Annotated in this window: 10 protein-coding genes; 8 read left to right on the forward strand and 2 right to left on the reverse strand. The window is 64.7% G+C overall.

Annotated elements, in window-relative coordinates:
* Nucleotides 1-14 precede the first annotated feature (14 nt).
* Nucleotides 15-821 carry a GH25 family lysozyme gene (locus VKM35_RS07410; RefSeq protein ID WP_324319940.1) on the forward strand — a complete coding sequence of 269 codons (807 nt, stop codon included), beginning with the start codon at nt 15-17 and terminating at the stop codon, nt 819-821.
* Nucleotides 822-866: 45 nt separating this feature from the next.
* Here the strand turns inward: VKM35_RS07410 and VKM35_RS07415 are convergent, their stop codons facing one another.
* On the reverse strand, nt 867-4469 hold the full coding sequence (locus VKM35_RS07415; RefSeq protein ID WP_324319942.1) for a two-component regulator propeller domain-containing protein: 3603 nt from the start codon (nt 4467-4469) through the stop codon (nt 867-869).
* 239 nt (nt 4470-4708) lie between these two features.
* On the opposite strand from VKM35_RS07415, the gene VKM35_RS07420 reads away from it, so the two are divergent.
* The 3 genes from VKM35_RS07420 to VKM35_RS07430 are packed head-to-tail and all read left to right on the forward strand — an operon-like array spanning nt 4709 to nt 6493.
* On the forward strand, nt 4709-5344 hold the full coding sequence (locus VKM35_RS07420) for a YceI family protein (protein ID WP_324319945.1): 636 nt from the start codon (nt 4709-4711) through the stop codon (nt 5342-5344).
* Complete coding sequence (locus VKM35_RS07425) at nt 5328-5894, forward strand: cytochrome b (RefSeq protein WP_324319947.1); 567 nt, start codon at nt 5328-5330, stop codon at nt 5892-5894. Before VKM35_RS07420 ends, VKM35_RS07425 begins: the two co-directional genes overlap by 17 nt.
* Nucleotides 5895-5896: 2 nt before the next feature.
* Complete coding sequence (locus tag VKM35_RS07430) at nt 5897-6493, forward strand: YceI family protein (protein WP_324319949.1); 597 nt, start codon at nt 5897-5899, stop codon at nt 6491-6493.
* Nucleotides 6494-6610: 117 nt separating this feature from the next.
* Here the strand turns inward: VKM35_RS07430 and VKM35_RS07435 are convergent, their stop codons facing one another.
* Nucleotides 6611-6835 carry a glutaredoxin family protein gene (locus tag VKM35_RS07435; protein ID WP_324319951.1) on the reverse strand — a complete coding sequence of 75 codons (225 nt, stop codon included), beginning with the start codon at nt 6833-6835 and terminating at the stop codon, nt 6611-6613.
* A gap of 79 nt (nt 6836-6914) precedes the next feature.
* Between VKM35_RS07435 and VKM35_RS07440 the strand changes: the two genes are divergently transcribed.
* The 4 genes from VKM35_RS07440 (at nt 6915) to VKM35_RS07455 (ending at nt 13304) form a co-directional block, all read left to right on the forward strand.
* Nucleotides 6915-8297 (forward strand): L-serine ammonia-lyase, encoded by a 1383-nt coding sequence (locus VKM35_RS07440; RefSeq protein ID WP_324319953.1) that lies wholly within the window; start codon nt 6915-6917, stop codon nt 8295-8297.
* Nucleotides 8298-8426: 129 nt separating this feature from the next.
* Nucleotides 8427-10610, forward strand: coding sequence for a putative bifunctional diguanylate cyclase/phosphodiesterase (locus VKM35_RS07445; protein WP_324319955.1), 2184 nt, complete (start codon nt 8427-8429; stop codon nt 10608-10610).
* A complete protein-coding gene (locus VKM35_RS07450) occupies nt 10610-11530 on the forward strand; it encodes a M23 family metallopeptidase (protein WP_324319957.1) in 921 nt (306 codons plus the stop codon). Before VKM35_RS07445 ends, VKM35_RS07450 begins: the two co-directional genes overlap by 1 nt.
* Nucleotides 11531-11699: 169 nt before the next feature.
* Complete coding sequence (locus VKM35_RS07455; protein WP_324319959.1) at nt 11700-13304, forward strand: peptide chain release factor 3; 1605 nt, start codon at nt 11700-11702, stop codon at nt 13302-13304.
* Nucleotides 13305-13514: the final 210 nt, after the last annotated feature.

A 13514-nucleotide genomic window follows, 5' to 3' on the forward strand; every position in this document is an offset into this window, starting at 1 on the left:
GCCCGGACGCCCTGATGAAACGCGCCCTGATCCTGCTGACGTTGACGGGCCTGATCGCGGCACTGGCGTACTGGTCGTTCCAACACGGCTGGCTGCGTTTCAATTATCCATCGGCAGCGCAGTTTCCGATCCGCGGCATCGATGTCTCGCACCACCAGGGCGATATCAATTGGCGCCAGGTCGCCGGTGAAGGCTTTGCGTTCGCCTACATCAAGGCGACCGAGGGCGGTGATTTCCGCGACGAACGTTTCGACGAAAACTGGCGCAACGCCCGCGCCAGCGGTTTGCAGGTCGGCGCCTATCACTACTATTCGCTGTGTCGCGATGGGCTGTCGCAGGCGGATCTGTTTTTTTCGACCGTCCCCGTCGATGCCGCGGCATTGCCACCGGCGATCGATCTGGAGTTCGGCGGCAACTGCCGCCCCGAAGGCAGCCTCGCGGAGCAGGCGAAGGAAATCGACGCTTTCCTCGAGGCCGTGCAGATGCATTACGACCGGACGCCGGTGCTGTACGTGACCCACGATTTCTATCAGGCCTTCGTCACCGATCCGCAGCTCGCGCTGGACCAGCGCCGGCTCTGGGTGCGCGATGTCTACGGCAAGCCGAGCTGGCAGACCAGCGGCGCCTGGGAGTTGTGGCAGTACGGCAATCGCGGCCATGTCGCCGGCATTCAGGGCTTCGTCGATCTCAATGCCTTCAATGGCCAGGTGCGGCAATGGCAGGCCTTCGTCAAACGCAATCGCCTGCAGGCGCCGATCGCGACGACACCCGACACCGAGCCGCCGCTCGCGCCCTCAGCGAGCAGCGCCACGACGCAGTGACCGTAGGTTCGCGATGCAGGGCATCGTGAACCCAGACCGCCATCATCACACCAGACGCAAGTTCACCGGCGCTGGCAACTGCGCCTCGGCCTGACTGGCCGCACGCTCTTCTGCGCGTCGCCAATGCGGCATCGCCTGCATCATCACCGCCGTCAGCATCGCGCTGTTCACCGGCTTGCGCACGAAGCCGTGCATGCCCGCCGCGAACGCCTGCGTCTCGGCCTGCGGATCGGCGCGCGCGGTGATCGCGACCAGTGCGCAGGCATGACCCTGCGACTGGATGATTCGACTCAACTCGAAGCCGTCGAGGCCGGGCAGATCGAGATCGATGAAGGCAAGATCGATGTCACCGTTGCGCAACTCCGACAGCGCCGACAACGCCTGCGTCGCCAACGCGACCTGATGCCCGAGCGAACGCAACAGATCGACGACGACCTCGGCGATCATCACATCGTCCTCGACCACCAACAGACGCAGCGAGGTACCGGCGACCATCGGCAACGGCAGGGATGGCAGGCCGACTTCCGAATGCGCGGCATTCGCCAGCGGCAGCATCACCCGGAAGATCGCGCCTGCGCCGGGATCGCTCTGCACTTCGATGCGACCCTGCATCGCCGCAGCGAGCTCCTGACTGATCGCCAGGCCTAGACCACTACCGCCATAACGCTGCGCAGTGAGCGCGCCTTCGGCCTGTTCGAAACGCTGGAACAGCCGCGCCTGCTGCTGCGCATTGAGGCCGGGGCCGGTATCGGTGACCTCCAGAATCAGGCCGCCACCGGGCAAGGGCGCGCTGCGGATCGCGACCTCGCCATGGGCAGTGAACTTGATCGCATTGGTGCCGAGGTTGAGCAGGATCTGGCGGACGCGACCGGCGTCGCCGCGCAGGAAACGCGGCGTGCCCGGACTGCGCTGCAATGCGAACAGCAAGTGCTTGGCATGCGCCGACGGCCGCAACAGGGCCGCGACTTCTTCCAGCAGCACATGCAGGTCGAAAGGCTCGTCCTGCAAGGTGAGTTTGCCGGCTTCGACGCAGGCGAGATCGAGCGCATCGTTGACCAGGCGCAACAGATGCTGGCCGGCGCGCTGGATCGATTCGACCTGGCGGCGCTGGCGTTCGTCGAGATCCCCGCCAAGCAGCAATTCCGACATGCCGAGCACACCCGTCATCGGCGTGCGGATCTCGTGACCGAGGTTGGCGAGAAAACGCGACTTCGCCTCGGAGCCCTGTTCGGCGAGTTGCCGGCTCTGCTCGCGCAACATCGCGGTGTGGCGCGCACGCAGACGCCGGCGATAGATCAGCGCGATACACATCAGCACGGAAATGATGGAAACAACCCAGACGAAAATCGCCGCGCCGCTGCGCCACCACGGCGGACGTACGATCAGCCTAAAGCCGCGCGGCGCCGACCATGCGCCATCGGCATTCGCCGCCACCACTTCCAGCCGGTACTCGCCGGCGTCGAGCCGGGAAAATATCCGCTCGCCGCGTTCGTCGACATTGACCCAGTCCGGATCGTAGCCGTGCAGCCAGAAGCGGTAGCGATGCGCTTGCGGGTCGACGAAAGACAGCAGCCGCGCATTGATGCGCAGGTCACGGTCCTGCGGTTCCAGCGTGAGCTCGGCGAGATTCACCGGCAGGTCGAGCACTTCTTCGCCGCGACGCAGGCTGATCGCATCGATCACCAGCGCCGGCGCTTTGTTGTTGGTGCGGATAGCCGCGGGATCGAACACCACGAGACCGGCGCGGGAACTGACCAGGACCGTACCGTGCGCACTGACCAGCGGCGCGATCGGACCAAACTCCGAGCTCGGCAGGCCATCATGACTACCGAAATGGCGCAAGCGATCGTGCGCGGGGTCGTAACGAAACAGGCCACGCAGGGTCGGCAGCCAGAGCGCGCCCTCGTGATCGATCGCGAGACCACCCGAGGCGATCGCGGGCAGACCGTGTTCGGCGGCGATGACCCGGAACAGATGCAAGCGCCGGCCATTCCAGTGATAACCCTCGATCGCCGCCATGCGATGGATCCACAGCGTATTGGCCGACGCGAACGCGAACCCATAGACGGTTCCTTCGGACGCGCCTTCGACGTGCAGCAGGCGCTTTTCGACGCGGTCCCAACGCTGCAGTCCAGCCGGACCCGAGACCCAGAGCATGTGATCCGGGCCCGCTGCAAGCTGGGTCAGATCCGGCGACTCCAGTCCTTGGCCGTCGTTGAGTCGCAGGCTGTAAACGACCCGGCCGTCGCCATCGCGCGCCTGCAGACCACCGCCGTAGGAAGCGACCCAGAGCAACCCATCGTCGGTTTCCAGCAAGCGATTGACCGGTCCTGGCAACAGGTCCTGTTTGCCGTCGCCGATGTACCAATGCGTCACGGCGCCGGTGTCCGGCCGATAACGACTCAGGCCCTGCCCATGGCCGATCCAGATACTGCCGTCGCGACGTTCCGCCACCGATTTCAATGCGGTGCTCGGCAACGACTTCTGCCCTAGCAGCACATGCGTGATCGGACCATCGTCAGGATCGAGGCGATCGAGTACTCCCTGCGTCCCGACCAGCCAGACGCGGCCATCGGAAGCATTTGCTGCGCCCGTCACGTCGACATTGCCCAAGGCGTTTTTCCGCGCTCCGCTCGTCACCACGCTGAAATTGCGCCAACCAGCAGACAGCCGAAACAAGCCATCGTTGGAGCTAGCGAACCACAGGCCGCCTTCGGCATCGGCCAATGCCTGGAAAATCGTCACGTGCCCGACCATCGTTTCCGTGAAGCGCTCGATCACGCCCGCGTGTTCGCGCATCAATCCTGTCTCGGTAGCGATCCACAAATCGCCGCGCTCGTCGCGCAGCACCGAAGTCACTCCGGCATCCAGCAGATGCGCGCTCCATGCCGGCCGTTCGAGGCTACCGTCGACGCGGATGCGATCCATTCCGTGATCGCCGCCGACCCACAGACTGCCATCGGCCTCGGGCGAAAGACTGAGGATCGTGCGGCTGCTCAAGCTGTCCGGCGGCAACGTATCGAAACCGTGGTCCGTCCAGCGCGCGAGGCCGCGCGTGGTGCCGATCCAGAGCGTTCCGGCGCGGTCCACCGCCAGGGTGATGATATTGGCGTCGGGCAGGCTGTGCGGATTGCCGCGCGCCGGCAGGAAGCGCGTCATCCGTTCCCGCGGCGTACCCGCGGCATCGATCCGGTAGAGCCCTCCGGCATACGTTCCGAACCACAGCGCACCATCGCGCGTGCTATCGATCGCCCAGACATCGTCGCTTCGCATCAGCGGATGATTGCCGCGATTGATGTGTCGAAAGCCGCGCCGCGCGGTATCGAGCATGCTCAGCCCGGCGCCCTCGACGCCAACCCAAATGCGATTACCGGCATCGACATGGAGGGTCTGCACGTAATTGCCGGGCAGCGAGCTTTCGTCGTTGGCCACGTGCCGGTAGACGCGATAACTGACGCCGTCGTAGCGCACAAGGCCGTCGTGCGTGGCGATCCACAGGTAACCATCGTGATCGATCGCGAGCGCGTTGGTGCCGGTCGATGGCAGGCCATCGGCGGTGCCGACATGCTTGAACAAAGGTTCGGCGGGAATTGCGGCAAAAAGACTGGTACTGAAAAGCAGGCAAAGCAAGGCGAAAAAAGGCCGCATGGAACTCCCCAATGTCCATGAAATGCCTGGCGGAATAAAAATGCCGAAGTACCGCAATTGGGAATCCTGCCTGCCGCGGGCACCCCTGCCCACGGCATGACCTCGCGTCCGGAGTGTTGCCGGCGCCGGCTTTGTGAACGCCGTTGCTGGCCATCCTCGCAACGATGCGTTGCCTTCACAAGCGCCCGGGCTTCATTGTCGGCATCTAGACTTGCCCTCCGCCACCACCGGACTCCGACATGCGCCCATTCCCGCGTCCGCTACTGCCGATGTCATTGCTGCTAACGGCCCTTGCCGGCATTGGCGCTGCGCAGGCAGCAACCACTGATTACGCGATCGACCCGGTGCATACGCGGGTCGCATTCCAGATCAGCCATGCCGGCTTCTCGAATCCGATCGGCAGCTTCTCCGGCAGCCACGGCAGCCTGCGTTTCGACGAACTCGATTGGTCCACTGCGCAAATCGACGTGGTCATCCCGCTCGCCACGCTCGATCTCGGCGATGCCGACTGGCAGAAAAAAGTCCTCGACCCAACGTTCTTCAACGCGAAGAAATTTCCCGAGGCGCATTTCGTTTCCCGCCGCGTGGAAAAAACCGGCAACGCCACCGCGAACATCACTGGCGAGCTCACCTTGCATGGCGTCACCCGGCCGGTGGTGCTGGCGGTGACGATGAATGCGCTCAAGCGCCATCCGTTGACGCTGCGCAAGACCGCCGGCTTCTCGGCCACCGCGACGATCAGCCGCAAGGATTTCGCCATGGACGCCTGGCGCGGTGTCGTTGGCGACAGCGTCCGGCTTATCATCGAAGTCGAAGCGACCCGAAGCGGCCACGATACCGACGCGCAGGAGCATGCCGATGCCGATCAGAAATAAACCTGACCAATGGGGCGTGATCAGCATCGGCCTGCACTGGCTGACCTTGCTGCTGATCCTTGGCCTCGCCAGCGTCGGCCTGCTGATGGTCGAGTTGCCGCTGGGCACGTTCAAGGTGCAGGTGTATGCGTTGCACAAGAGCTTTGGCCTGACCGTGCTCGCGTTGACGCTGCTGCGGCTTGGCTGGCGCCTGGTCGCTTCGGCGCCGGCGCCGGTGGCGGGCACGCCGCGCTGGCAGGATGCGATCGCCAAGATCACCCATGGCGGGCTGTATGCGCTGCTGGTCGCGGTGCCGCTGTCGGGCTGGCTGTTCAACTCGGCCGCGGGTTTTCCGCTGCACTGGTTCGGCCTGTTCAAGGTGCCGTCGCTGCATGCTTACGATTCGGACATCAAGGCATTCGCGCATTCGGCGCACGTGTCGTTGTTCTACGCGATGGCGGCCCTGCTGGTGCTGCATGCCGCCGCGGCATTGTTCCATCACTACCGCCTGCATGACCGCACGCTGGTGCGCATGCTGCCGCTGATGAAGAACCGAACCGAGGAAACCTGACCATGCGCCGCATTGTTCCCGTGCTACTCCTGCTGGCGACGCCGTTCGCCAGCTTCGCCGCCGACTGGACGATGCAGCCCGGCTCCACGCTCGGCTTCACCGCCAGCTACCAGGGCGAAGCCTTCGACGGCCGCTTCGGCAAGTTCATGCCGCAGATCCGCTTCGATCCGACGAAACTCGCCGACAGCCGTTTCGACGTGCGTATCGCACTGGCCAGTACCGATACGAAAAACAGCGAGCGCGACGAAATGCTGCGCGGCGCGGAATTCTTCGACAGCAAAAAATTGCCGGAGGCGCGTTTCGTCGCGACGAAGTTTCGCGCGCTCGGCGGCAACAAGTTCGCCGCCGACGGCGCGCTCAGCCTGCACGGCATCAGCAAGCCGGTGACGCTGGCGTTCACCTGGACCGCCGGCGCCAAGCCCGTGCTCGATGGCCAGGCGCTGCTCAAACGTCTCGACTTCAGGGTCGGCACCGGCGATTGGCAGGACACCGATTTGCTGCCGAACAACGTCACTGTGAAAACGCATCTCGTGCTGGCAGCGGCTGCGGTCACGAAGCCGGTCGCGCCAGTAGCGAAGCCGGTGGCCGTAAAAAAATAACCGCAGGAGCGCCGTGCCGCAGTAGGAGCGACGCAAGTCGCGATAGCTCTCGCTGCGGGGCCAGCTATCGCGACTTGCGTCGCTCCTACAGCGCTTCTACCAGCGCTTCTACAAAAATCAGGCCAAAAACGCCCGCACTGTCTCGGCCGTAAACGGCCAGTCGAGTTCCGCGCCGCTGTCTTCCCGGCGCAGCACCGGAATGCGCACGCCATAGATCGCTTCGAGCGCGGCGTCGCCGTCGATCCAGACCGGATCGAAATCGGGCACGCCGGCGGCGACCAGCACCTCGTAGGCGAGATCGCAGAGATGGCAGTGGTCGCGCTGGAACAGGGTCAGACGCATCGGGCTCACATTCGGCGGCGTACTGCGGCCAACTTGGCACGCGGGCATAGAATAGCTTTCCCTCACGGAAGTCCTCCACATGGCAGTCAGCGTTTTCGACCTGTTCAAGATAGGCATCGGCCCTTCGTCGTCGCATACCGTCGGTCCAATGCGCGCGGCGGCACGCTTCGTCGGCAAGTGGTTGGAAGAAAACGGCGTGCTGGAAGAGTGCGTGCGCGTGCGCGCCGAAGTGTTCGGTTCGCTGGCATTGACCGGTCGCGGCCATGGCACCGACAAGGCCGTGCTCATGGGTCTGGAAGGACAGATGCCGAACACCATCGACCCCGACGTCATTCCGGCCGCGCTCGAGCGCATCCGCGAAAGCAAGACGCTGCGCCTGTTCGGCAAGCACGAGATCCGCTTCGACGAGAAGCAGGATCTGATCATGAACAAGCGCCAGAAGCTGCCCTTCCACACCAACGGCATGCGTTTCATCGCCTACGCTGCCGACGGCCGCGAACTCGCCGCGCGCGATTACTACTCGGTCGGCGGCGGTTTCGTGGTGAACCAGGATGAAGCCGCGGAAGATCGAATCGTCGCCGACACCACCGAATTGCCGCATCCCTTCCATTCCGGCGATCAACTGCTCAAGCAGGCCGAAAGCAGCGGCCTGACCATCGCGGCATTGATGTTCGCCAACGAGCACGCCTGGCGCAGCAGCACGGAAATCCGTGCCGGCCTGCGCGAGATCTGGCAGGCGATGAAGGATTGCACTGCGCGCGGCATCCGCGAAAAGGGCACCTTGCCCGGCGGCTTGCACGTGATTCGGCGAGCGCCGGCACTGTATGCCGAGCTGTCGAGCAAGCCCGAAGCCGGCATGCGCGATCCGCTCACCGTGCTCGACTGGGTCAATCTCTACGCGCTCGCGGTCAACGAAGAGAACGCTGCCGGCGGACGCGTGGTCACCGCACCAACCAATGGCGCCGCCGGCATCATTCCCTCGGTGCTGCATTACTACGATCGCTTCATCCCCGGCGCAACCGAGCAAGGCGTGTTCGATTTCCTGCTCACCGCCGCCGCGATCGGCATCCTCTACAAGGAAAACGCCTCGATCTCCGGCGCCGAAGTCGGCTGCCAGGGTGAAGTCGGCGTGGCCTGTTCGATGGCGGCGGCGGGCCTGACCGCGGCGCTGGGCGGCACGCCGGGGCAGATCGAGAATGCCGCGGAAATCGGCATGGAACACAACCTCGGCCTGACCTGCGATCCGATCGGCGGCCTGGTGCAGATTCCCTGCATCGAGCGCAACGCGATGGGCGCGGTCAAGGCGATCAATGCCTCGCGCATGGCGATGCGCGGCGACGGCAAGCACAAGGTGTCGCTGGACAAGGTGATCAAGACCATGCGCGACACCGGCCGCGACATGCAGGACAAGTACAAGGAAACCTCGCGCGGCGGCTTGGCGGTGAACGTCATCGAGTGCTGATTCCCGCGGCCGTGCGCGCCCGCGCGTGGCCGTGCGTTGCCGCACAGATCGGAGCAGCCGCCGTCGGTAGCATTGCTTTCGTGGCGAGGACTGGCGTTACACTCGGGCCAAGCGATCCGGGGACGCGCGATGCTGCGATTCATCCTGTTGACAGGTCTGTACCTGCTCGGCGCGTGGTATGCGGTGGCCTTCATCCATGGCCCGGAACAAGTCACCCTGTTCTGGCCATCCTCGGGCATCGCCTACGCCGCGGTGCTGCGCTACGGCTGGCGCTCAGCCCTTTTCATCCCGGTGGCGATGCTCATCGCCCATCTCACTTTCGTGCCGGCACCGGCCGCGTTCATTCCGTTTTCGGTGATGAGCAATCTCTGCGGCGTACTCGCCGGCGCACTGACCGTCAGCCTCACCGACACGCCAATGCGCATCACCATGGCCAGCGGTTTCGGCATGCTACGCGGTGCGCTGGTGATGGTGACGGTCTCCGGGCTGGTGGGCTGCACCGGTCTGATCTGGTCGGGAATGATGGGGCTCGATGACTGGTGGCCAGCGCTGGCGAAATGGAGCATGGGCGACCTGCTCGGCGTCGTCAGCATCGCGCCCAGCATGCTGATCCTCACTGCCGGGCCCGCCACCAATCCGGATACGCCGCGATCGCGCGACTATTCCAGTGCGCGCGAGAAAACCGCCTGGCTGATCGCGCTGGTGCTGTCGTTCGCCACGGTCTACTGGAGCGGCAACCGCGGCAGCCTGTACGCGCTGGCGATGGTCGCGCTGCCGCTGAGCCTGTTGCTGTGGAGCGCGATCCGCTTCCAGCCGATCTGGACGATCCTATCCACATCCCTCGTGGTGCTCTACCTGACCTCCCTGACCGGCCTCGGCCTGGCCGGCTTCACACCGCCGACGCAACCGCTGGACTCGGCGATGCTGCTCGGTTTCATGTGCCTGATTTCGCTGATCCCGCTCGTACTGGTCGCGGCGATGTTCCAGCAGCGCATGGCGACGCGGAAAGTCCTGCGCCGCGCGATGACCGATGCGTCGACCGGTCTGCCCAATCGCGCCGCCTTCGAGGACGCGGCGATGCAGGCGCTGTCGCGACCTGGTGGCAGCCGTGCGCTCGCCTATCTCGATCTCGATCACTTCACCCTGATCAACGACACCGCCAGCCACGCCGCCGGCGATGCCCTCATCCACGGCGTCGCGTCGCTGCTGAAAGCACGCGTGAGCGACGGCGACCGCGTGTTCCGCATCGGCGGCGACGAATTCGCGCTGTTGCTGGAAGGCGATCCGACGCGCATCGAGCCGCGCATGCAGGACCTGCTGCGGGCGATCGAGAACTACCGTGTCGGCTGGCGCGACCACGTGCTCAACATCACCGGCAGCATCGGCCTGGTGGCGTTCGAACACGGCCAACTGGAATTCGCGCGCCTGCTTTCGCTCGCCGATGCCGCCTGTTTCACCGCCAAGGAACTCGGCGGCAATCGTGTCTGCCTGGCCAGCCAGGAGCCCGGCGAAACCCAGGAGCGCACCGAATCGATGCGCTGGGCCGTGCGCATCCGCGAAGCGCTGGACGGCGGCTTGTTCGAACTCGACTGCCAGGCGATCGTGCCCCTGCATGGCCAGGCCGTCACCGGCCGCTGCTTCGAAGTGCTCTTGCGCATGCGCGATCCGGTCAGCGGTCAGCGACTCGCGCCCGGTCATTTCATCCCGGCCGCCGAACGCTTCCAGCTCGGCGTGGCGCTGGACCGGCACGTCGTCGAACTCGCCCTGGGCTGGTTGGAGGCGCGGCCCGACGCGACCGCGCAGGTCGATTCCTGCGCAATCAATCTCACCGCCGCCTCGCTGGTGGACGAAGGATTCCGGCAGTTCCTGTTCGAACGCGTGCGCGATAGCCGCATCCCGGCACACAAGCTGTGTTTCGAGGTCACCGAGACCAGCGCCGTGCGTGATCTGGCGCGCGCGCAGGTGCTGATCGGGCAGATGCGCAGTCTCGGCTGCGCATTTTCCCTCGATGATTTCGGCACCGGTTTTTGTTCGTTCAACTACCTGCACCGCCTCGATGTCGACTATTTCAAGATCGACGGCAGCTTCGTCCGCGACCTTGAAAGCTCGCCGCTGTCGACGGCGGTAGTGCGCGCGATCACCGATATCGCGCATGTGCTGAACAAGCAGACGGTAGCCGAACACACCGAAGATGAATCGATCTGTTCAGTCTTGCGCGAGCTCGGCGTGGACTTCGCCCAGGGCTTCGGCATTCACAAACCCCAGCCAATTGAACAATACTTCGCGCAGCCCCCCGACTTGCGCCTGCCTTGATGATCGCCCGCCTCCTGCTGTATCCCCTGCTCGCCCTGATGACTGCCGCCCTCGCCCTTGCCGGCGATCCCGCTTATCGCCGCATCGATGCCGCGATCAACGGCCCGCATATCGACAATCCGCACAATCCCGTCGGCGCCGGCGCCGCGCATGTTTCGCGCGCGCGCGTGCCGACCAGCAACGATTCCCTCGCCGATCTGGAACGCGTGCGCAATGGCGACGCCACCGATGTCTATGTCAGCAACCGCCTGGGCGGGCCGCTGGAGCTGGAGCTGTCGTTCACCGACGCGATCAACGTGCAGTCGCTGCCCGCGCTGCCGCTGCGCCAGGTGATCGCCGCCAACACGCGCGTGCTGATCAGCCGCATCGAGACGATGACGCCGGGGCAGCCATCGAGTTACGGCGTCAACCTACTCACCATGCCCGGCGATCCGCACGCGATCGCCGGCAACGTCACCTACTCGCTGCCAGTGGACGAGAACAGCAGCTGGGACCTGGGCCAGGTCTTCCACGGCGGTTTTTCCCACACCGACGAACAGAACCGCTTTGCCGTCGACCTGATCGTGCCGGTCGGCACGCCGGTGCTGGCCGCGCGTGGCGGCGTGGTGATGCAGGTGCAATCGGGCTTCAGCGGCGCCGGGCTCAACCGCGCCGAATTCGCCGAGCGCGCCAACCTGATCCGCATCCTGCACGACGATGGCAGCATGGCGATCTACGCGCACCTGCAGGAAAACGGCGTACTGGTGAAGGTCGGGCAGCGCGTGAACCTCGGCGAGGTGATCGCCTACAGCGGCAACACCGGTTATTCCAGCGGCCCGCACCTGCATTTTTGCGTGCAGGTCAATCGTGGCCTACGCCTGGTCTCGGTGCCCTTCCGCATGGTCGGCCCGAACGGCTTTTTGCCGCTGCCGGGGCAATGACGTTTTTGTAGGAGCGGCGCAAGCCGCGATTTCCCCAATCGGCGACGCACATTGGAGAAATCGCGGCTTGCGCCGCTCCTACAGGTGCCAAAGGGCCGCGCCGCAGCCGGCTGGTATACTCGCCGCCCTTCTTCCGACCCCCGCTGCGGCCTGCCGCGGCGTCCGCCCCATGTCCGAACACCTGCGCGAAACCCACCGCCGCCGCACCTTCGCCATCGTCTCGCATCCCGACGCCGGCAAGACCACGCTGACCGAGAAGCTGTTGTTGTTCGGCGGCGCGATCCAGATGGCCGGCAGCGTGAAGTCGCGCAAGGCCGCGCGCCATGCGACCTCGGACTGGATGGCGCTGGAAAAGGAACGCGGCATTTCGGTGACGTCCTCGGTGATGCAGTTCCCGTACGAGGGCTGCATCGTCAACCTGCTCGACACGCCCGGCCACGCGGATTTCTCGGAAGACACGTATCGCGTGCTGACGGCAGTGGATTCCGCACTCATGGTGATCGACTGCGCGAAAGGCGTGGAAGAACGCACGATCAAGCTGATGGAAGTCTGCCGGCTGCGCGACACGCCTATCATGACCTTCATCAACAAGCTCGACCGCGAAGGCCGCTCGCCTATCGATCTGCTCGACGAGGTCGAATCCGTTCTCGGCATCCAGTGCGCGCCGATCCTGTGGCCGATCGGCATGGGCTCGCGCCTCAAGGGCGTGGTGCATCTGGTCAGCGGCGAAGTACACCTGTTCGAATCGGGGCGCAACTTCACCCGCCAGGATTCAACGATCTTCGCCTCGCTCGACGACCCGCAGCTGGCCGCGCGCATCGGCGCCGACATGCTGAAGGAATTGCGCGAAGAGCTCGAACTCGTCGAAGGCGCCTCGCATCCGTTCGACAAGGATAAATATCTCGCCGGCCGGCAGACGCCGGTGTTCTTCGGCTCGGCGGTTAACAATTTCGGCGTGCAGTTGCTGCTCGATTTCTTCGTCGAGCACGCGCCGGCACCAAAACCGCGCCCGACCACCTCGCGCGAAATCGCGCCGGAAGAAGAAGTCTTCTCCGGCTTCGTGTTCAAGATCCAGGCGAACATGGACCCGATGCACCGCGACCGCGTCGCTTTCCTGCGCGTGTGCTCGGGTCGCTTCGACGCCGGCATGAAAGCTTTCCATGTGCGCAGCGGCAAGGAGCAGAAGCTCGCGAATGCACTGACCTTCATGGCCAGCGACCGCGAGATCGTCGAGACCGCGTATCCGGGCGATGTGATCGGCCTGCACAACCACGGCACGATCTCGATCGGCGACAGCTTCACCGAAGGCGAGCCCCTGTCATTCACCGGCATTCCGAATTTCGCACCGGAGTTGTTCCGGCGCGCGCGACTGCGCGATCCGCTCAAGCTCAAGCAGCTGCAGAAAGGCCTGGCGCAATTGAGCGAGGAAGGCGCCACGCAGTTCTTCCGTCCGCTCATGTCGAACGACCTGATCCTGGGCGCCGTCGGCACCCTCCAGTTCGATGTCGTCGCCTATCGCCTGAAGGACGAATACGGCGTGGACGCCGCCTTCGAGCCGATCCAGATCAGCACGGCGCGCTGGATCCATTGCGCCGACAATCGAAAACTCGAGGAATTCCGCGACAAGAACGCCATGAACCTCGCGCTGGATGCCGCCGGCGAGCTGGTCTATCTGGCGCCCACGCGCGTCAACCTGCAGCTGGCGCAGGAGCGCGCGCCGGCCGTCCGCTTCGCCGCCACCCGGGAACATGCGCACGTTGCCGAAATGACTTGATTCCACGGGCAACCGGATGCGCTGCTGAACGAAGCGCAACGGCTTCACCGTCAATTGACCAACCAATGCCCATGGTGCCCGCGACTGTCGAGTTGCGGCCGACATGGGCTGTCGCAGGGTCCGGGGTGATCCTGGCCCGCCGGCGCGCCGGTACACGCGACTCTCGACCAACATGGGATGACGGATGAATCGCAGTGCCGACAACGCGTC

Source organism: Arenimonas sp. (genome assembly GCF_035312645.1).
In the GTDB taxonomy this organism is placed as follows: domain Bacteria; phylum Pseudomonadota; class Gammaproteobacteria; order Xanthomonadales; family Xanthomonadaceae; genus Arenimonas.

Coding starts and splice junctions, on each gene's coding strand:
- VKM35_RS07410 (WP_324319940.1), top strand. CDS start 15: ATGAAACGCGCCCTGATCCTGCTGACGTTGACGGGCCTGATCGCGGCA.
- VKM35_RS07415 (WP_324319942.1), bottom strand. CDS start 4,469: ATGCGGCCTTTTTTCGCCTTGCTTTGCCTGCTTTTCAGTACCAGTCTT.
- VKM35_RS07420 (WP_324319945.1), top strand. CDS start 4,709: ATGCGCCCATTCCCGCGTCCGCTACTGCCGATGTCATTGCTGCTAACG.
- VKM35_RS07425 (WP_324319947.1), top strand. CDS start 5,328: ATGCCGATCAGAAATAAACCTGACCAATGGGGCGTGATCAGCATCGGC.
- VKM35_RS07430 (WP_324319949.1), top strand. CDS start 5,897: ATGCGCCGCATTGTTCCCGTGCTACTCCTGCTGGCGACGCCGTTCGCC.
- VKM35_RS07435 (WP_324319951.1), bottom strand. CDS start 6,835: ATGCGTCTGACCCTGTTCCAGCGCGACCACTGCCATCTCTGCGATCTC.
- VKM35_RS07440 (WP_324319953.1), top strand. CDS start 6,915: ATGGCAGTCAGCGTTTTCGACCTGTTCAAGATAGGCATCGGCCCTTCG.
- VKM35_RS07445 (WP_324319955.1), top strand. CDS start 8,427: ATGCTGCGATTCATCCTGTTGACAGGTCTGTACCTGCTCGGCGCGTGG.
- VKM35_RS07450 (WP_324319957.1), top strand. CDS start 10,610: ATGATCGCCCGCCTCCTGCTGTATCCCCTGCTCGCCCTGATGACTGCC.
- VKM35_RS07455 (WP_324319959.1), top strand. CDS start 11,700: ATGTCCGAACACCTGCGCGAAACCCACCGCCGCCGCACCTTCGCCATC.